The 20,600-nt window shown below is 47.0% G+C and carries 17 protein-coding genes; all 17 read left to right on the top strand.

Annotation, left to right across the window (positions count from 1 at the left end; translation table 11 throughout):
• The first annotated feature begins 1 nt into the window (after nt 1).
• The 17 genes from QN379_RS16895 (at nt 2) to QN379_RS16815 (ending at nt 20,457) form a co-directional block, all read left to right on the top strand.
• Nucleotides 2–877 (top strand): chain length determinant protein tyrosine kinase EpsG, encoded by an 876-nt coding sequence (locus QN379_RS16895; protein ID WP_323507139.1) that lies wholly within the window; start codon nt 2–4, stop codon nt 875–877.
• Between the two features lie 271 nt (nt 878–1,148).
• Complete coding sequence (locus QN379_RS16890; protein WP_323507138.1) at nt 1,149–2,333, top strand: polysaccharide polymerase; 1,185 nt, start codon at nt 1,149–1,151, stop codon at nt 2,331–2,333.
• Between the two features lie 12 nt (nt 2,334–2,345).
• Nucleotides 2,346–3,470, top strand: a complete 1,125-nt coding sequence (locus tag QN379_RS16885) for a glycosyltransferase family 4 protein (RefSeq protein ID WP_323507137.1) — start codon at nt 2,346–2,348, stop codon at nt 3,468–3,470.
• Between the two features lie 65 nt (nt 3,471–3,535).
• The gene (locus tag QN379_RS16880; RefSeq protein WP_323507136.1) at nt 3,536–4,639 is read left to right on the top strand and encodes an acyltransferase; all 1,104 of its coding nucleotides are present in this window, start codon (nt 3,536–3,538) and stop codon (nt 4,637–4,639) included.
• A 113-nt stretch (nt 4,640–4,752) separates the two neighbouring features.
• Nucleotides 4,753–5,715 (top strand): glycoside hydrolase family 5 protein, encoded by a 963-nt coding sequence (locus QN379_RS16875; protein WP_323507135.1) that lies wholly within the window; start codon nt 4,753–4,755, stop codon nt 5,713–5,715.
• A gap of 98 nt (nt 5,716–5,813) precedes the next feature.
• Nucleotides 5,814–7,307 carry a lipopolysaccharide biosynthesis protein gene (locus tag QN379_RS16870; protein WP_322239804.1) on the top strand — a complete coding sequence of 498 codons (1,494 nt, stop codon included), beginning with the start codon at nt 5,814–5,816 and terminating at the stop codon, nt 7,305–7,307.
• Nucleotides 7,308–7,376: 69 nt separating this feature from the next.
• A complete protein-coding gene (locus tag QN379_RS16865) occupies nt 7,377–8,153 on the top strand; it encodes a WecB/TagA/CpsF family glycosyltransferase (protein ID WP_322239801.1) in 777 nt (258 codons plus the stop codon).
• 89 nt (nt 8,154–8,242) lie between these two features.
• On the top strand, nt 8,243–9,475 hold the full coding sequence (locus QN379_RS16860) for an NDP-sugar synthase (protein ID WP_323507134.1): 1,233 nt from the start codon (nt 8,243–8,245) through the stop codon (nt 9,473–9,475).
• The gene (locus tag QN379_RS16855) at nt 9,472–10,890 is read left to right on the top strand and encodes a mannose-1-phosphate guanylyltransferase/mannose-6-phosphate isomerase (protein ID WP_323507133.1); all 1,419 of its coding nucleotides are present in this window, start codon (nt 9,472–9,474) and stop codon (nt 10,888–10,890) included. The genes QN379_RS16860 and QN379_RS16855 overlap by 4 nt, the downstream gene beginning before the upstream one ends.
• An 82-nt stretch (nt 10,891–10,972) precedes the next feature.
• Nucleotides 10,973–12,367 carry a phosphomannomutase/phosphoglucomutase gene (locus QN379_RS16850; protein ID WP_323507132.1) on the top strand — a complete coding sequence of 465 codons (1,395 nt, stop codon included), beginning with the start codon at nt 10,973–10,975 and terminating at the stop codon, nt 12,365–12,367.
• Nucleotides 12,368–12,530: 163 nt separating this feature from the next.
• The gene (locus QN379_RS16845; protein ID WP_323507131.1) at nt 12,531–13,697 is read left to right on the top strand and encodes a glycosyltransferase; all 1,167 of its coding nucleotides are present in this window, start codon (nt 12,531–12,533) and stop codon (nt 13,695–13,697) included.
• Entirely contained in the window at nt 13,694–14,776 is a 1,083-nt protein-coding gene (locus tag QN379_RS16840; protein ID WP_323507130.1) for an acyltransferase family protein, read from the top strand. The genes QN379_RS16845 and QN379_RS16840 overlap by 4 nt, the downstream gene beginning before the upstream one ends.
• A gap of 476 nt (nt 14,777–15,252) precedes the next feature.
• Nucleotides 15,253–15,606 (top strand): hypothetical protein, encoded by a 354-nt coding sequence (locus tag QN379_RS16835; RefSeq protein WP_323507129.1) that lies wholly within the window; start codon nt 15,253–15,255, stop codon nt 15,604–15,606.
• A gap of 77 nt (nt 15,607–15,683) precedes the next feature.
• Nucleotides 15,684–17,180, top strand: a complete 1,497-nt coding sequence (locus QN379_RS16830; protein WP_323507128.1) for a collagen-like triple helix repeat-containing protein — start codon at nt 15,684–15,686, stop codon at nt 17,178–17,180.
• 156 nt (nt 17,181–17,336) lie between these two features.
• Nucleotides 17,337–17,762, top strand: a complete 426-nt coding sequence (locus QN379_RS16825; RefSeq protein ID WP_323507127.1) for a response regulator — start codon at nt 17,337–17,339, stop codon at nt 17,760–17,762.
• 22 nt (nt 17,763–17,784) lie between these two features.
• On the top strand, nt 17,785–19,077 hold the full coding sequence (locus QN379_RS16820; RefSeq protein ID WP_323507126.1) for an EAL domain-containing response regulator: 1,293 nt from the start codon (nt 17,785–17,787) through the stop codon (nt 19,075–19,077).
• 219 nt (nt 19,078–19,296) lie between these two features.
• Nucleotides 19,297–20,457 (top strand): glycosyltransferase, encoded by a 1,161-nt coding sequence (locus QN379_RS16815; protein ID WP_323507125.1) that lies wholly within the window; start codon nt 19,297–19,299, stop codon nt 20,455–20,457.
• Nucleotides 20,458–20,600 lie beyond the last annotated feature (143 nt).

Below are 20,600 nucleotides of genomic sequence, written 5' to 3'. Positions count from 1 at the left end.
TATGGACAACTCCGTCAGCTCTATTCTTACTCCTGCTGCAACGGTCCGAAGAGATGCAAATTTAGGCCGCATATTGCTTGAGCAAGGCAAGATTACGCTGGAGCAGTTGGCAAGCATCCGAAATCTGCAAAAGGAAGAAGGTATTCCTTTTGGTGAGGCCGCGATGCGGCTTGGAGTGATCAGCGAGACCGACATTCAAATGGCGTTGTCACGTCAATTTGATTATCCCTATTTGTTGGCGGAGCAAGGAACTTATCCCCCCACTTTGAAGGCGGCCTATCAACCGTTTAGCGCAGAAGTTGAGGCCTTGCGCAGTATCCGTAGTCAGTTGATGCGGCGTTGGTTTGGGGAGGGTAACAAGACACTGGCGCTTGTCAGCGTCAATCAGGGCGATGGAACCAGTTTGCTGGTAGCCAATCTGGCAGTCGTCTTCGCGCAACTGGGCAAACAGACATTGATCGTCGATGCCAATTTGCGTACGCCAAGTCAACACAGTCTATTTAATTTGCCCTCTGGAGATGGATTGGCGGATGTGTTGTCAGGCAATGCCGGTTTACATCTGCTCTCTCCTATGGAGGCGTTCATTGACCTTTCTTTACTTCCCGCTGGTTCAATGATGCCGAATGTTGATGAGTTGATGAGTGGTACGGCATTAGGTTTGGTGAATGAAGCTCTGTGCGACCGTTTCGATATCATTTTGTATGACACACCAGCATTTGCAACCGCCGCTGATGCACTGAATATTGCTGCGCACGCGGGCGGCGCATTGGTAGTGGTGCGAAAGAATTACACAGGTATTACAGAACTCACCGCCTTTAGTGAGCAACTCCGCCACAGCGGTACCGAAATTGTAGGTTCAGTGATCGTCACTTTTTGACGCACGAGCCATTGTATTTCTTTGGTTGTGTTATCGATTATTAGTAATAACGGATATGAAAAGAATGTCGCAAAACAAAGTAGATACAAAAATCATGTTCTACGTTGCTGCATTGCTTCCCGCTTTAGCGGTACTTACATGTATTTAGTATTCTTTGCATCACTATAGGTTAATCAGTCGTATGCAATATTTATCAAGCATCAGGAATTTTATTTTTCCTCGTCAGGTCAGTGTGGCAATTCCGGATAAGAGTCTGGTATTTTGGATCTTGATGGTAGCACTAGTATATCAAGCAGCCCTGTGCGCGATCCATACCAACGTGCATCCGATTTCTATGTCGGGTGTCGGATTGGCTGAAGGCTTTATCTACCTCTCCTGCCTTATCGTATTGGTCAAAAGCATCCGGCTTGAATTCGTTGCCGTTGCCACGCTGGTTGGCGCGTACTTGTTTCTGATGGCCATTTTTCGCAATCAACTGGACCCGAAAGGATTCAGGGATGTGATGATTCCTATCCTGTTTTACGGACTTGGACGTCAGATCGGTGACCTCAACTATGCTGATCGTTTATTGAAGATGATGGTCGTGGTGGTGCTATTTTTTGGATTTTTCGAATTGCTATTCCTGGATTTATTTTCTCGCATTTTTAATATCTTTTCTTACTATGTCAGCCAAGGCAGTTTGGCTGCGGGCTCCAACTGGGCTAAGGGTAGTGTACTGGGATTGAACGGGATGCGGCCTGAAGGCATCGGGCGCACGATTTTGCCGGCGCTACTTGGAAATCACCGGGTATCGTCCATCTTTTTGGAGCCTGTATCGCTTGGCAATTTTGCGGTGATCGTCGGTGCCTGGGGCTTATGCAAGCGACGTGACGAAATTAAGGAAATGCTGTTCTTTCTCTTCTCTGCCGTCACGATGATTGCATTGAGCGACTCGCGCTACGGAATGATTACGGTAGCAGCGCTGGTATTGATGCGCTGCGTCCCATTCTGCAAAAAAAATGTCTGGATGATTGTCTTGCCAGTGCTTAGCGTCGGGATGCTGTTGAGCATCGCCATATTCTTTGACGGTCGCTATAGCGACAGCGTGATCGGACGGCTTTATGTCAGTGGAAAAATGTTGCTGAATATGAATCTTGGCATGATTTTTGGCGTAGATGGATTCGATATCAGTTTCGGCGACATGGGTTATCCCTCTTTATTGACCCGCCTTGGTTTGGTCCTATGCCTCTTTTTGTGGCTCTCCTTTTGGATGCTCAAAATGGAAGATGAAAGAGGTGATCGCTTTCGGGCCTATATCACCCTGTATATGTCCCTGATCCTGTGCGTCAGTGGCACTTCGTTATTTGCATTAAAGACTGCTGGCATTCTTTGGTTTCTGGTCGGCTGTCTAGTCGGCCGTGAAAAGGGAGCGCTGTCAACGCTCCTCGAAATCGCTTCTAAACCCTCCCGCACATAAAAGGAATCTCACATGCCTATTAAAGTCGTGCACATTGTGCGTCAGTATTCTCCTTCCATCGGTGGCATGGAAGACGTTGTGCAAAATATCGCCCGACAACAGCGCGAACACCACGACCAGATTCCGAGGATTATTACGCTCAACCGATTGTTCAGAAACTCTAGCGAATTTTTGGCTCCTGAAGCGGTTGTCCACGGTGTGGGTGTGGTGCGTCTGCCTTTTCACGGAACTACCCGATATCCGCTATGTCCCCAAGTACTGAAGCATGTCGCCGATGCTGATGTCATTCATGTCCACGGTGTTGATTTCTTTTTTGACTATATGGCGTTGACAAAGCCTTTACATCGTCGACCGCTTGTGGCCTCAACGCACGGTGGATTTTTTCACACAAAATTTGCATCGACACTTAAAAAAGTCTATTTCAATACAGTAACGCGCGCCTCCTCAATGGTGTACGACAAAATTATTGCCACTAGCGATAATGATGGTGACATTTTTAAAAAAATTGTGAAATCGCCTAAATTGGCAGTGATCGAAAACGGTGTCAATGTTGAAAAATACAGGAACCAGGCAGCATCGACGCCAACGCAGACGCTGATCTATTTCGGGCGCTGGTCTATTAATAAAGGGTTGCTCGAAACGCTTGCGTTATTTGAACAGTTAGAGACGCAACATCCGGGCTGGAAACTCATTATTGCAGGACGGGAATACGATCACACTGCAGACGAGTTACGTACCTGGTTGCGTGAGCATCGACTGGCCGATGTAGTCCAAATAGTACCTAATCCAACGGATGATGAGTTGGCTGCACTCATTGGGCAATCTAGTTACTTTGTTTGTTTGTCGCGGCATGAAGGTTTCGGTATTGCACCGATTGAAGCAATGAGCGCTGGGTTGACACCAGTTCTCAGCGACATTCCCCCATTTCGCAATTTGGTCGAACAATCTCAAAGTGGCATGTTACTTTCGGCAGAAAATACCAAAGATAACATTGAACAGCTTCTGCATTTGCACAAAGAAAACCAACGTAACTATATAGCGGGACGGACGCATATGCAGCAATTTGCGGATCGTTATAACTGGCGACATATCGCCAATAAATATGTGGATGTTTATAAAAATCTGATGACAAGTTAAGGCGCACCAGTCTATTAAATTTAATTTAAAAAATATTTATAAAATAGCTAACTGTCTGATGAAAAATGATAAAAACGAGAATTGATGCGATTACCGGTTTACGCGGATTAGCGGCGTTGATGGTGGTCTACGCCCATGCAGTGAGTTGGTTTTCTCTTCCACTGAAAATAAATTTTTCAGGCGAAATCGGCGTGATGATTTTCTTTTCATTAAGTGGTTTTTTGATGGCGTATCTATATATCGGAAAGAATTTTTCAGCGCTGGATGTGACGAATTATGCGATATCCAGATTCTCTAGGATAGCGCCCGCTTATCTTGTGATTCTTTTTCTTTCCTACATCATCTACACACATATTGATCCGAATTTTATCTACGAGATATCAAGCAAAAATATTCTGCGCCATCTCTTGTTCTCCGGCAACGTATCCGTTTTTTGGAGTATCACACCGGAAGTTGAATTCTATTTCTTGTTCGTCATTATCTGGGCCGCTGCAAGCCGTTACACAACACGATTTGATATCGTCGGCATTCTATTTTTAGTGATCGGAAGCGTGCTAATTTTGTCTTATCGGGATGTTTTTCCAGGGACTTTTATTGGTGGAAAACTACACTATTTTTTGTTTGGTGTCATAGCTGGTGTGATCCGATCAAGTATTAAAACAACGCAAGATAAAAAATCAATCACTGCATTGCACGCAGTGTTGATCGGATTGATGATCGTGATGGAAAGTGGAGTCCTACCGCTCCCATTTTTAAGCAATAAAGAATTTTATAGCAGTATTTTGACAGCCGTGGTTGGCGCGGTTCTAGTATTTAGCTTTACGTTTCCCTCCGCAATCGCAAAATTATTATTCGAAAATAAGTTTATTGTTTTCTGCGGCGAATGTAGTTTTTCAATTTACTTACTGCATATGCCGGTCATTTATCTATTCCAGAGATTACTTCCGGAGAAGAGCAACGATCTGGTGTCGATCTCGCTTCAAATTATTTTTCTGGTCATATTTTCCGTCATTGTCTTGATTGTCTCCTGGCTTAATTTTCATTTAGTTGAAAAGCCTGGAGCGCAGTTGATTAAAACGATGGGAAATAGCTTTAAGAAAAAAATACTTCCGTTATTTCCAATGGCATCTAATGCCCAGCCTCTTTTCTGTGAAAGTGATGAACGATGAAGAAAATCTTCTTAAGGGCGATGCTTAAAAATGCAAGTCGCTCCTATGCATTTGCATTTTCCCGCATAGCGCGAGGCGCTTTTTCCATTGGCATGTTTATAGGATGCTTTCTTATGACGCATTTGGCAGTTGCTAATTGTCTGGATAACAAACGGCTGGTTGGCGTCAATTTGAGTGGTGCAGAGTTTGCTGCTCAGAAGCTGCCGGGTACGGTTTTTAAAGATTATGTTTATCCTGATATCGCCGATATGCGTTATTTTCAGTCGCTGGGAATGAATACCTTTCGGCTGCCGTTTCTATGGGAGCGAGTGCAACCTAAATTGTTTGGTGCACTTGATTCCGCTGAGTTAAACAGGATTGTATCCACGGTGGCCGATGCCCGTTCCATCGGCGCTTGTGTGATTCTGGATGTGCATAATTATGGTGAATATCGCAGCAAGCCTATTGGCTCTGTTGATGTCCCGCGTGATGCATTTGTCGACCTATGGACGCGTCTTCAGCCCTCTTTCAAAGACCCTGCCAATGTTGCGTTTGGTTTGATGAACGAACCCAGTAAATTGCCGACCGCTGAGTGGGCAGCAACCGCGCAGGAAACCGTTCTAGCCTTGCGAAAAAAAGGTGCAAAGAATCTGATTTTAGTTCCTGGAGGAGGCTGGAGTGGCGCGCATTCCTGGTTTTCTAAGGATGCAGGCACCTCAAACGCCGACGCGTTTAGGTCATTTCACGATCCTGCCAATAACTACATGCTCGAAACGCATCAATACGCAGATGCTGATTCTTCTGGCACCAACAACTCCTGTGTTGATACCGCTCGCATGAAGACGGTCATGGCCAACATCACGCAATGGGCAATTTCGACCAAGCAACGTCTGTTTCTGGGTGAATTTGGTGTGGCACCAAACGAAGCGTGCCTGAAAGCCTTATCAGCATTGGTTGACGGCACCAAAAACACTTCTGCATGGGGTGGTTGGACATACTGGTCTACCGGTAGATGGTTAGGTAGCTATCCGTTCAGCATCCAACCCGATGAGAACGGAGAAAAGCCGCAAGTGGAGATATTGAAGCGGGCCATGTAGCGACTGGTAGAGGTTAGAGAGTTTTTACTATTGAGTAGAAGCTTATAAAGCAGAAGCCGAAACGGGGAAAAAATGAAAGTAGAACTGGATATAAAGTTATGGAAATGGGCGCAATAAAGCAAAAAAAAGCGGGTGGCGTCGCGTCAGGATCGATCTGGTCGATTGTGGATAACCTCGCCCAGCAGATATTGTCATTCGTCATCTTTGCGGTGCTGGCGCGCTTTTTGGCACCGGATGCATTTGGTTTGTTGACGGTCGCCCATCTTTTTATTCTATTTACCCGTCTTGTCGTATTCGATGCGATAGCGATGCCGATCGTGCGCACCAAAGAACCAAATGACCGTCTGTATTCGTGGGTCTTTACTTGCTGCACATTGGCAGGATTAATCCTTGCAGGACTAATGTTTTTCTCGGCCGGAGTGGTGTCCTCGTTATTTCGTGCTCCAGATTTAAAAACTGTTTTGCAGGGGATGAGTGCTTCTGTACTTTTCTATGGTCTGGTGCGCGCTTATGAGGCAAGGTTGGTGCGCAATATGATGTTCCGTCAACTGGCTATTCGTTCCATCCTATCGGTATCGATTGGCGGTGTGGTCGGCATCACGCTGGCAACCAAGGGCTGGGGCGGCATGTCGCTGGTGGTGCAACAAGTGACCGCATCCGGTCTTGGCCTGGCGCTGGTGGTGGCCCAAAGTCGCTGGTTGCCAAGGTTGGTATTCGACCGTGCATTGATGCGTAGATATTGGGATGATGTTCGTCAGGTAGGAATGTCGGGTGTGCTCAGCTTTGCCAACACCAACGGCGACTCTTTATTAGTCAGTATATTTCTTGGGCCGTATGCAACTGGTCTTTATAACTTGGCTAAGCGGGTGACGTCAGCCGTGTATCTGGTGATTGCCAGTTCGATGCACAAAGTGGCGCTGCCGGTGTTTTCGAATGCAGGGACGGATCTGGCAGCATTGAGAAAGGGCTATTTAAAAATACTCGGTATTACGTTCTTTTGCGTTGCGCCGCTGTTGTGTTTTCAAGCCGTGTTAGCGAAACCTCTGATAACGGCTGTGTTTGGGGCGAAGTGGTTACCTGCAGCGCCAACTATTGGCGCCCTTGCAATTTTGTATCTCCTGTCATCCATCACTCAGTTAAATGACTACCTGTTTTTTGCAATGGGGAAAAATCGTATACCGGTAATGGTTGGCATCGCCCAATTAATGTTGGCAACCGCATTGTCTGCAGCCTTCTATCACTTTGGACTGATTGGTATGAGTCTGTCATTTTGCGGTGCTTTTTTGCTGGTATTCCCTATTTCACAAACCTTGCTCAATCGCGCACTGGGTCTGGACGTTCGCATGATGTGGTTTGCGCTGGCACCGCCTTTGGTGGGCAGCATCATATTGTTTTTGGGATTGGGTGCTTATCTTCTAATGATGCCTCCACACTTTACCGACGTGACGCTGGTTGCGGGAGGCGTAATGATTGTCTGCTTGCTGTATCCATTTATCGTAGCTATTACTGGTTGGAAAATTCGCGCAGTGAATAGTTCATGGCACGAGATGTTGCTTGCTGCTTTGCGATTCCGTCGTTTTTTTGTACGCTAAATGGCGTCTTAAGAACATACGGAAATGGATTGTACTTTTATGGTGTTGAGGTTTTTTCAGGAGTGGGTCATGAGTGAAGAAAAATTTATTCCGATCGCGGGTTACCCGGTCATTAAAACCACTTCACCAGTGTTGGCCAGGTATTTGCGCCAAATAGTGCAGGGCAAAAAGAAAGTGTCACTATTTTTTGCAAATACCAATTTCATCGTTCAATGTCGCTATCTTTTGGGAACGATGAAGAGCGATTCGGTAGCGATTGTTAATGATGGTATTGGAATGGATATCGCTGCGTTTCTATTTCGTCGTGACAAATTCAAAGAAAATTTAAACGGTACAGATTTCATACCGTATTTCTTTTCTTGCGCGAAAAGACCGCTACGGGTGTTCATGTTGGGAGGAAAGCCTGAAGTCCTCGCCAAAGCAGCGGAACATGTCCGCATGAACCTTGGACAAACGGTCGTTGGTACTTGCGACGGTTATACCGGGATTGAACATGATCATGCCGCGTTGATTAAGGCGATCAATTTGGTTGAGGCAGAAGTGGTATTAGTGGCTCTCGGCAATCCGATTCAGGAGGAATGGATACTGTTGAGTCGCCAGACATTGCATGCAAATGTCGTGATCGGCGTTGGTGCATTATTCGATTTTTGGAGTGGGGATAAAGCGCGAGCGCCTAGTTTGATCCAACGCACACGTCTCGAATGGTTATATCGATTGTGTCTTGAGCCACGTCGACTATTACGCCGCTACACCATTGACATCATGCGATTTCTGCTTTTGTGTCGCAAGCATCGGGGTGATAGTTCCAACAGACATACAAACCATGCAACAAACCTGAAAGCCTGAAGTGGAATGTACTGAATTTGCTGGGCGAGGGATAGATAGCAACCTGATCATATTGACGATATTCCAAATTAAATTTTAAGAGGTGAAACATGAAAGCAATGATTTTAGCGGCAGGCAAGGGCACGCGCGTTCGTCCCCTGACCTATGATCTTCCCAAACCGATGATACCGATTTTGGGCAAGCCCGTAATGGCTTATCTGGTCGAGTATCTTGCTAGTTACGGCGTGCGTGACATCATGGTGAATGTTAGCTATTTACATCACAAAATCGAAGAGTATTTTGGCGACGGTAGTCAATTCGGGGTTCAGATTGGCTATTCGTTTGAAGGCTATATCAATGATAGTGGCGAGGTCATTCCCGAACCGTTAGGTTCAGCGGGGGGTATCAAGAAAATTCAGGAGTTTGCGAATTTTTTTGATGATACGACTATTGTGATCTGCGGCGATGCGTTAATTGATCTGGATCTGACGTCCGCACTGTTTGAGCATAAGAAAAAAGGTGCAATGGTAAGCGTTGTCACCAAGGAGGTGCCTTGGGATAAAGTGGATAGCTATGGCGTGGTGGTGACGGATCTTGATGGACGCATAAAATCATTTCAGGAGAAGCCGAAAGAGGCAGACGCACTCTCTAATTTCGCTAGTACCGGCATCTATATCTTTGAGCCGGAGGCCATTGATCTGATACCTGTTGGCACAATGTTCGACATCGGCTCCGATCTGTTCCCGCTGATGGCCGAAAAAGGCCTGCCATTTTACGCGCAGCAAAGGTACTTCAATTGGATTGATATTGGTACTGTGACCGATTACTGGAGTGTGTTGCAAAGCGTGTTGTTGGGTGAAGTAGCGCAGCTGGAAGTGCCAGGGACGCAAATCGCCGATGGGGTATGGGTCGGCCTTAATACCAGCATAGATTGGAACGGTACCACCATTCAAGGGCCAGTTTATATTGGTGCCGGTTGTCTGATTGAGGCCGGTTGCACCATCATTGGACCAACCTGGATCGGACACGGCAGCCATGTATGTTCTGGCTCTGAAGTGGTGCGTAGTGTGTTGTTTGAATACACGCGAATACTGCCCGACGCTTATCTGGAAGAAATGGTTGTGGTCAAGGAATATAGCGTGAACCGTGCTGGTGAGATGCTTCATTTACCGGAATCGGGCAAGCATGAATGGGGTGATGCTCGCGATAAGCCGCCAGAATCTCCAGCTGAATCTGAATCTAAAATTAATTCTAAGTTAGATTCCAAGTCGGACTATCAGTTGGATTCTGGGTCAAAAGCAAGAGTAGGGACCACGGCTGCCATGACGCAGGATGGTCTATGAGAATTTATCCCGTTATCCTTGCCGGAGGTTCTGGAACGCGCTTATGGCCGCTCTCGCGTGAGGCGCTGCCAAAGCAACTGCTGCCGCTCTGCTCGAATTTTTCGATGTTGCAAGAGACATTATTACGGTTGTCGGAGTGGTCCGAGTTGATGCCGCCGTTAATTACTTGCGGTAATGAGCATCGTTTTCTAGTGGCTGAACAATTGCGGGCCATTGGCGTAGCGCCATTAGGTATTTTGCTGGAACCTGAAGGCAAAAATACCGCGCCATCGGTCGCCGTAGCGGCACATTTTTTATTGAAAGAAGATACGGAAGCGCTGATGCTGGTGCTGCCAGCAGACCATGTGATTGCTGATGTCGAGGCTTTTCATGTGGCGTTGCAGCGTGCGGCGCAAGCGGCGCGCAATGGCGCGCTTGCGACTTTTGGTATCGTCCCATCCGGCCCCGAGACGGGGTATGGATATATCCGGCGCGGTGAAGCTCTGGAAGGAACGGATGGTTGTTACACAGTCGACAAATTTGTGGAAAAGCCTGACCGTGCCACGGCCGAAATTTTTGTTGCTGATAAAGCTTATAGCTGGAATAGCGGCATGTTTCTATTCTTGGCATCGCGTTATCTTGAAGAGCTCCACGCCTTCCGTCCCGCTATAGCAGAAAGTTGCGATAAGGCGTTCAGCGGCGCTTATCGTGATCTCGATTTTTGCCGTTTGGATGAGACCTCCTTTGCCGTTTGTCCAGCAGAGTCGATTGATTACGCCGTCATGGAGCACACTACGCATGCCGTCGTTGTGCCATCCGAAATCGGTTGGAACGACGTTGGATCATGGTCTGCTTTATGGGAAATACTGGATGCTGATATAGATGGGAATGTCCTGCGAGGCGACGTTTATACCGATGGCGTAAAAAACTCCATGATCAGAGCGGAAAGTCGTTTTGTGGCGGTCGTCGGGGTCGAGGATTTGATCGTCGTAGAAACCAAAGATGCGGTGTTGGTAGTGCACAAAGATCAGGTCCAAAATGTCAAAAAAATCGTCAATGATCTTAAGGAGAATCAACGGACCGAACATTTGAATCATACAAGTGTGTTCCGACCTTGGGGAAGTTATGAGGGAATCGATATAGGTGATCGCTTCCAGGTTAAGCGTATCACCGTTAATCCAGGAGGAAAATTGTCGCTCCAAATGCATCATCATCGCGCCGAACATTGGGTGGTGGTGAGTGGTACAGCACGCATTACCTGCGGAGAAGATGAAAAATTTCTCACCGAAAATGAGTCCACTTACATACCGATAGGCGTTAAGCACAGGTTAGAAAATCCAGGAAAAATGCCATTGCATTTGATCGAAATACAGTCAGGCGGTTACTTGGGAGAGGACGATATTGTTCGTTTCGAGGATATATATAAACGTAGTTAAGGCAAAGAGATGTTGTCTCTAATGCGCTTCCGTTGGGGCTTATGTGCCTCTAACCAATTAAGTTAAATTGACTAAAAAAATTATGCTCCCACTCCAAAATTCGATATTCAAAGCCTACGACATCCGCGGTGTTATTGGCAAAACGCTTGACGCTGGCATCGCGCGTCATATCGGTCAGGCTTTTGGCCTAGCGGCCATCGCTAAGGGGCAAAAGACAGTTGTGATCGGTCGTGATGGCCGTTTATCTGGCGCCGAAATGACCGCGGCCCTGGCGTCAGGGTTACAGGATGTTGGCGTCGACGTGATTGATCTCGGTGTCGTCGTCACGCCCATGGTGTATTTTGCGACCCATGTGCTGGACACACAATCCGGCGTCATGGTGACTGGCAGCCACAATCCTCCCGATTACAACGGCTTCAAAATGGTTTTGGCGGGCGAGGCGATTTATGGCGAAACCATTCAGGCACTGTATCAGTCGATTGCGACGGATGCGGTTAGCCGCACGGTCGAGCAGACGCAGAATGTGGGGCATTACAGCACGCACGATATCAAGGACACCTATCTGCAACGCATCCTCAGCGACGTGACGTTGGCAAAGCCGATGAAGATCGTTGTCGATTGCGGCAATGGCGTGGCGGGTGCGTTTGCTGGTGAACTGTATCGCGCCCTGGGTTGCGAAGTGCAAGAATTGTTTTGTGAGGTTGACGGAACATTTCCGAACCATCATCCCGATCCAGCGCATCCGGAGAATTTACAGGATGTCATTCGGGCGCTGCAAACCTCTGACGCAGAAATTGGCCTGGCGTTCGACGGCGATGGCGATCGTCTGGGCGTCGTCACCAAAGATGGTCAAATCATTTATCCGGATCGGCAATTGATGCTGTTTGCCGCTGATGTCCTGACCCGTCATCCGGGCCAGGAAATTTTGTACGACGTTAAATGTACGCGCCATCTGGCGCCATGGATTACGCAGCACGGTGGCAAGCCGCTGATGTGGAAAACCGGCCATTCACTGGTCAAAGCGAAGATGCGCGAGACCGGTGCGCCGCTGGGCGGTGAGATGAGTGGGCATGTGTTTTTCAAAGACCGCTGGTATGGTTTTGACGACGGCTTGTATGCCGGTGTCCGCTTGCTGGAATTGTTGGGTCGGGAGAGTGATCCTTCAGCGGTGCTGAACGCACTACCGCAATCGACTAGCACGCCGGAATTACAATTGACCTTGGCCGAGGGCGAGAACTTTACGCTGATTGCCGCTTTACAGCAGCAAGCGGAGTTTCCCGGTGCGGATGACATTATCAAGATTGATGGCTTACGCGTGGAATATCCGGATGGCTTTGGATTGGTGCGGGCATCGAATACCACGCCGGTGGCAGTCATGCGTTTTGAGGCCGAATCGGAAGATGCACTAGCGCGCATACAAGCAGAATTTAAGCGGGTGATTCTGATGGAAAAACCGGATGCTGTTATGAACTTTTAAATAATACCCTTATTACAAAGTTTAATGCCGAACTTAATCCGCAATCAGACGCCTAACTGATGAAGTATTTCTGTGAATAGATGGCAGATCAACATGGCACCAAGATGTTGAGCAATGCCTTTAAGTATCACCACCAAGCAACGACGAAAAATTGTATTTTTCTATGCCCGGTCAGATTAGAACGCCAAGCAAGAATTTACTTCTAGAAAGATACACAATGCGATCTCTAATGATTACTGCCCACGACTATCGGTCCCGAAGAAGGGTGAACGTACATTTTATTGCAGCTGAATTAAAAAAATATGGTCCTACCAGTTTTTTTTCTTGCCAATACAGTCTACTATCGCAGTTAAAATCCGACCCCAGAAAATCGCTAAATAGTCTCGCAAATAAAGTAGGTTTGCGCGATGGCATCCACTGTTTTCTATGGAAGACATTTATCCATCCATTCAATACGCGTAAAAATATTTTCTCTCCTATAGAAAAATTTTTATTTAAACGATACGTCAACAATCCCAATCCTGTCTTGGTCGAATGGATAGAGCAAGCGGATGTTGTAATCTTTGAAAGTGGAATCGCTCCAATTTTTTTCGATCTTGTAAAGCGCCTGAATCCGCAGGCAAAAACCATTTATCTTGCTTCTGATGACCTTGCTACGATTAATGTTGCATCGTATGTTAAGGAAATTTTTACGGAAGTCGCGCCAAAAATGGACGCGATTTGCCTCACTTCTCGATTCATGGCTGATGAGATGCCGAGTCTGGATAATTGTTATGTAGTACCACACGGCTTTGATTTTTCGGTCGAAGAACATGCTGATCCATCTCCTTATGGACCCGGTCTGACTGCGGTATCGGTGGGATCAATGTTGTTCGATCCAGATTTTTTTGTAGTGGCATCAAGACTTTTTCCTGAAGTGACTTTTCATATTATTGGTTGCGGTATGGCGGCGCATCCTGACTTTGGAAAAAACGTTGTTGTGCATGATGAGATGCCACATCTCCTTACGCTGCCATATATCAAACATGCAACCGTAGGAATAGCACCTTATCGATCAGAAAACGTTCCACGCTATCTTTCCGATACCTCAATGAAGCTGATGCAGTATGACTTTTTTGGTCTACCTGCCGTGTGCCCTGATGGCATCGTAGGGGATTTCGTCTCGCGCTTTGGATATCAGCCCGGCGATGCAGATTCTATTTTCCGCGCGCTACGCAGCGCGCTGGTTACACCACGTTTGCCCCCTCATAAAGAGCATTTAAGCTGGTCTGCAGTAGTGGAAAGGCTATTGGCGCCAGATAAGTTTTCCGACACGAGACTGGTTTCGTGAGTGATCTAGCGGGAAATATTGTGACTGCTAGCGCAACACGTAATGTGCCAGCACAGAATCATTATGGTTTTATCGACAATGCTAAAGCTATTGGTATTGCCCTTATTGTTCTCGGACATAGTAGAGGTCTTCCGGATTATTTGTCGCATTTAATCTTTAGTTTTCATGTCCCGTTATTCTTTTTTATTTCCGGATTTCTGATTAAGCCGACTAAATTAGAGGCGACTATTGTCAGTAATTCAAAAAAAAGTTTACAAAATATAGGCATACCTTATGTGCTCTTTTTTTTGGTTACTTTTATTTACTGGCTGGTGACACGTAATGTCGGCATCAAGGCACTGCTTTATGCAGGGAATACTTGGTACGGGCCGGTGGTAGGATTTTTTAGCGGACTTGAGTCTGATCTTTACGTCGATCCTCCGCTTTGGTTTTTTCCGTGCTTTTTGCTGACGGTCATCGCCTATCACGCCTCGCGCAAATTATTGACAACGATGACTTCCACTTGTCTGTTTGTGGTTCTGGCGTTTGCCATCTCAATGCTGTGGAAGTTTGTACCTTATAGATTTCCTTTGGGATTGGATAGCATGTGGATAGGGCTTGCGTTTTATGCCATCGGACAATGCGTCCGAGATAAGGATTATTTCACTCATATTAAGCGAGTGTATTTTATTTTTACTTTTATTGCCGCATTTGGATTACTTGCTTTTGTAGTGTCTAAAACTGGCTCGGTCGACCTGGCTAACATGCATTTTGGTGTGTGGCCTTCACTCTATTTTCCAATCGCATTGCTAGGGATTATCGCCACCTTTTCTGTTTCCAGGCTATTACCGTCGTCGATAGTCAGTAAATGGCTTTCAGAAAATACGTTAACGATTTTTCCATTGCACTTCATTTTTTTTAGTTTTATTCGTGGTATGGCGATTTCTTTGCATTTGATTCCGAAAAATTATAACTATGGTATTGGATGGAGTGTGGTGAGTAGCGCTCTAGCGATCCTGCTTTGTATTCCAGCAGTATATATATTGCGCCGTTTGCCGTTACCGACAGATAGTTTTGGCCGTAGCCGGGTGGGTAAATAGGGTGCGCTTTTAACCATATAAAGGTCTCTGGCATTAATTTTTCAGTGTAATTCCTTTAGAAAAGCGTGGTTTATAAAGTAGAACAAATCACTTTTTTGTATTTGAAAAGGCAACGAATTTTTACGCCAGGGAATACTGATGTTCCTTGATGTAACGTAACGTGTTACGTCCAAAAATAGATATTTTCCCGATTAAAATTGCGCCCTTAAAAATTTGCTAAAGAATCGTTAGTGATTGATTTTAAAAGCATTTATTTAAAATTTGTACAAATTTCTACTTATTAAAACAAGCTAAATTTTCTGATATTTTCCTCTGGTATGTTATTTGCATTAAGGACCCCAAAGCAGGCGTTTCTGCATTACCAACCCGGGGAAATATCATGAAAACATCACAGAAAAGAAGCCTAATCGCAGTATCACTATTGTTTGCTGGTTTGTTATCGGGATGTGCTGGCAACGGTACGATAGGCAAAATCGGTGGAGCGAGTAGTGGTGGCACAGCGGGTGGCACGGCAGGTGGTACTGGCGATGCTTCAACTGGCGGCACGGGAGCTGGGGGTGGTACAGGTGCAGCTGGTACAAATGGTAGCAATGGCACGGATGGTGCAACCGGCGGCACAGGCGCAACTGGCGGCACAGGCGCAACTGGCGGCACAGGCGCAACTGGCGGCACAGGCGCAACTGGCGGCACAGGCGCAACTGGTGGTACAGGCGCAACTGGCGGCACAGGCGCAACTGGCGGCACAGGCGCAACTGGTGGTACAGGCGCAACTGGTGGTACAGGCGCAACTGGCGGCACTGGTGGCACTGGTGGTGGAACTAACAATTTAGTTAAGTCGAATCTTCTTTCTAATACAGGCTCAGTCGTATCAAGTATCGGCACTGCAGTAGGTAGCCTAGGTACGACGTTGACTAGTCAGTTGCCATTAACTTCTGGCATAAGTAGTGGCTTGAATGGTGTTGTCAGCAATGGTAGCGGCGTCCTGACAACGCTAGGTGCTGGCGTGACAAACGGCCTTGGTCAGATCGGTACTGCAACAGATCCAGTGGGTATCACCGTCGGTAGTGTTGGTGGTGTGGTCGGTAAGGTTGGCGACACAGTCCAAAGCGCCGGACAACTGGTGATTGGATTAGGTAGCGATCAGCTTTCAGTTCTGGCCCCGGTCACCACACCGGTTGGTGGACTGGTGGTCGCTGTTGGTGGTGTTGTAAAACAAATCGCTGTGCCATTAACGACTACATTGACGACAGGCCCGGTCCAGCAGGTTACGCTGGCATTAAGCACAGCGATTGTGCCTCTTACCAGCACTGTTAATACAGTAACGCAAGCAGTTGGCAATACTACTGGTCTTAACCAGCCAGTTAACGGCTTGCTCATCGCGGTTGGCAGCGCCGTCGTTGCTGGTGGCACGCAACTGAGCGGCATTAATACGCCACTATCCGCAGGTTTGGGCGGTGTCGTGACGACTGTGGGTAGCACTGTGATTGCTCTCGCTAACAACAGTTTGACCAATAGCTTGCAACCGTTATTGGGTAACCAGGTCAATGGTTTGTTCGCCGGTCTTGGCGGCTTAGCGGGCGGTGGTACCAATCCATTGTCGCCAGCGACAATTCTTCTTAGCTCTCTGACAGGCGGCTTAGGCGGCGCTACAGGGACCAATCCTTTAGGGTCGTTGACTAGTTTGATTACAGGTGTAACTGGCACTGTAGGCGGCTTGCCAGGGGCTCCTGGCGCGGGATCGCTGTCGTCGCTAACAGTGTTGGTAGGGAGCTTGACTGGTACGTTAAGCGGCGTTGCTAGTCCTGGCGCCGGTTCTCTGGCACCAGTCACCGGACTGATCAGTGGCTTGACTGGTACGTTAAGCGGCGTTGCTACTCCTGGCGCTGGTTCTCTGGCACCAGTTACCGGACTGATCAGTGGTTTGACTGGTACGTTAAGCGGCGTTGCTACTCCGGGTGCCGGTTCTCTGGCACCAGTCACCGGACTGATCAGTGGCTTGACTGGTACGTTAAGCGGCGTTGCTGCTCCGGGTGCTGGTTCTCTGGCACCAGTCACCGGTCTGATCAGTGGCTTGACTGGTACGTTAAGCGGCGTTGCTACTCCGGGTGCTGGTTCTCTGGCACCAGTCACTGGGTTAGTTGGCACGTTGACTAGCACATTGACTAGCGTCACTGGCTCAGCAGGAGCTGGTTCGTTGTCTCCTGTGACAACAGTGGTGAGTAGTCTGACCAGTGTATTGAGCGGCGTCGCTACTCCTGGTGCCGGTTCCCTGGCGCCGGTTACTGGACTAGTCAGCGGTTTGACTAGCACATTGAGTGGTGTGACTGGTACTTCTGGCGCGGGCGCGTTGACACCTGTGTCAGGTCTACTGACCGGATTGCTAGCTGGCCTGCCTGCAAAATAAACAATGTGGTCATCGCAAAAAAGCCTTGGCTTATCACGAGGTTTTTTTGCGACTAAGAGTCAAACGGAACGTCAATAAATTATACAAAAAAGTCTCCGGAACTATAGCGCGTTGCTAAGGGCTCGCCCTAAACGACAAAAATACCTATCGCTAAAAATGATGAAAATACAGCCTGGAATTCTCGTTGTCGAAGATAACAAAATCCTTCAAAAACTGATTGTTCATCAGTTAAAGAGGATTGGTTTCGACGCCGTAAAAGTTCTATCGAACGGTGCGGAAGCAATATCTTGGCTATCTAGTAATAGCTGCAAGATTATCTTTACAGATTGCCAGATGCCGGTCATGGATGGATACGAAATGACTGAAAAAATCAGGCAGCACGAGAAAATTACCGGAGCGCATTTGACTATTATTGCGGTTACTGCAAATAGTACGGAGGGAGGCAGGGAGCGTTGTCTTGAGGCTGGAATGGATTGTTATATTGCGAAACCTGCTTCTACGGCCTCTCTCAAAGAGGTTCTGCAATGCTGGTTGGAACCTGATATTGAGTTGACTTCCGATATCAGCCCAGTGTTGATCTGAACGGCTAACCTAGATTGGTCTTATGAAAATTCCCTATTCTATTTTTTCTAACCAAAAGATACTGGTTCTTGAAAAAGATCAAAGTCAGCGTGCCACTCTAGTGATGTATTTGAAAGTTCTAGGAGTCGGTTTTGTGGCCGAAGCAGCTGATGCGCAACAGGCATTAGCGCTGCTTGATGGTTATGCCGAGGAGTTTGATTTCACGATCTGCGATTTACGGATGGGCGGCATGGATGGAATAGAATTTCTCCGTGAAGCGCCCCGTGCAAAAATAGGTCGAGTCATTCTTTCATCAGCGTTGGAAGATGATCTACTGTGTTCTGCAGAAGAAATAATATTAAGTTACGGCATACGACTTTCTGGTCGGATCATTAAGCCAGTTAAATTCTCTAATCTCAAAAATCTCATATCGCCGGCCTTGCATCCACAAAAAGCTGAATATGTTTTCCGCAAGAGAGTGCCGTTTCAGTGCTGGTCTAAAGAAGATCTGAGTACCGCTTTAAAACGAGGGCAATTCGTGCCCTATTTTCAACCAAAATTAGACTTTGCTACGCGCACGCCGGTCGGTGTTGAGGTTCTTGCACGATGGATGCATCCAGATCAAGGTGTGATTCCTCCGTCGCAATTTATTCCTTTGATGGAGTCTGCGGGTCTGATTGACCAATTGACTGAAGATCTGCTGTGCAACGTGCTTGAGTCCACTAAAAAGTGGTATTCGACTAGGCCGGAAATCAGTATTTCTATCAATGCATCACCGTTAACCTTGGAAAATACTGCGATACCGAACAGATGGTTGGCCATTGTGAAGGAACATCAGGTAAATCCTGAGCGTATTACTATCGAGGTCACCGAGACAGCGCTTCCCAAGGACTACAAAGGATTGCTGGAAAGCGTTACCAGATTGCAAATGCACGGTTTCGGATTGTCGCTTGATGATTTCGGGACAGGTTACTCCTCATTGCAGCAATTAAGCCAGATGCCGTTTAACGAAATTAAAATCGATCAATCGTTTATCGCGTCTGCGCGAAAAAATAAGCGCTCGATTCTAATCCTCAATTCAATCGTTAATATGGCGAAAAATCTTGATCTTCGAACAGTTGCAGAAGGCATCGAATCTGAGAGTGACGCGACTTTTTTTCAAGAACTTGGCTTTGATGTAGGGCAGGGTTATCACTTCGCAAAACCAATGTCTGGGGATGACTTGGTCCGCTGGCTATCGAGCGAACAATCGGTTGCACAAAAAATACCTCAATTGTTCTCGTTACCGAAAATGGCACAATTCACTCAAACCCATAAAGCGATGAGATGGGTGTGATACGCATATTTGGCCCCGACTTTTAATCACGGCTCGCGTTAGTAAGGTTGATGAGATTGCTGACGCTGGCTAGTTCGGAGAAGTAAGTAAAAAGTGCAGTGGTGAGATGAATGCGGCGCTAAAAATCGGAACTGAAGCGCTGATATTAGTTACCCCGAACCGGTCTTTTTTAAGATTAAACCTGAGATCAATTAAGTTAACTCCAAAATGGCTGGCGCAATGAACATATTGAATATGGCTTCTTTCGGTGTTGCTGCTGCGATTCTCAGCTTTGCGACCAGTTTGTTGATTGTACTTTCACAAAATTGGCACGGTAAGCATTCTTTAGATCACGATCTTTCTGCGATACAAAAAGTCCATACAATAGCAGTCCCGCGCATTGGCGGGATCGCTGTGATGACTGGCCTCATTTTTTCAGCCATTTTTTTTGCAATCGTTAGTCCGTCTCTTGTTAAGCCAATCAACATACAAGACGTGTTTTCACTCCTGCTTGCCAGTTGCCCTATTTTTCTGGTTGGTACGTTGGAAGATCTGACAAAAAGAGTATCGGTCAAGGCGCGCCTGGTAGCCAGTATGGTTTCTGCATTTCTAGCAAGCTGGTTATCTGGTGCCATCATTGATGGTCTGGACATATGGGGCTTCGACGCTTTATTAACAATCGTTCCATTTGCTATTCTTGTGACCGCTTTCGTGGTCGCTGGCGGGACCAACGCTATCAATATAATTGACGGTTTTAATGGCATCGCGGCAACCGTAGTTATTATTATGTTGGCCGCACTTGGGTATCTCGCATGGCGGTGTGGAGACGTGTTGGTGACCCAGTTGGCGTTGTTGATTGCGGGAGCTGCCTTCGGCTTTTTGGTCGTTAATTACCCGACAGGACGATTATTTCTCGGAGATGGCGGGGCTTATCTTTTGGGTTTTTTGGTTTCCGAGGTCATGATATTGCTACTTATACGCAATCCTTCGATCAACGCATGGCAGGTATTGGCAATCTGTGCGTACCCTATTATTGAAGTGCTATATAGTATCTATCGTAGGAAGATCGTCCGAAAAATGAGTCCCGGACATGCAGATCGCCTGCATCTTCATGCCCTGATTTATCGTCGTGTCGTGTGTCAAATGCTGCGTCATAACCCTGCCAGGCCATGGCTACGTAATGCGGCGGTGGTGTGCTTTGTCGGCACTTGGGTGGCGGTCATGTCATTCATTGCAGTTGTCGCTGGTGATACGATAGTGAGTGCTTTAGTTATCGTCGCGCTGCAAGTTGGCTCGTACCTTGCGATCTATGCGCGCCTGGTGCGAGGGCATTGGCGCTGGTATACGGTTAGGGTAGTTTCTGGCAGCTTGTTGATCGTCCCGGATATCAAAATACCCTAGCAGATCGTTTGTTCACGGTGTTTGGGTGTTTTTGTTATGGATTGGTTTTCAAGCAAAAACGATGGTAAAACTCGTTAGTTGTAAAGGAATATCTACCCATGCTGGGACGTTTGCAAGAGCGGGTAGGGTGTTTGGCATAAAGT

This window comes from Glaciimonas sp. Gout2 (genome assembly GCF_035018905.1).
Classification (GTDB): Bacteria; Pseudomonadota; Gammaproteobacteria; order Burkholderiales; family Burkholderiaceae_D; genus Glaciimonas.
This window is presented reverse-complemented; position numbering and strand designations above follow the sequence as displayed.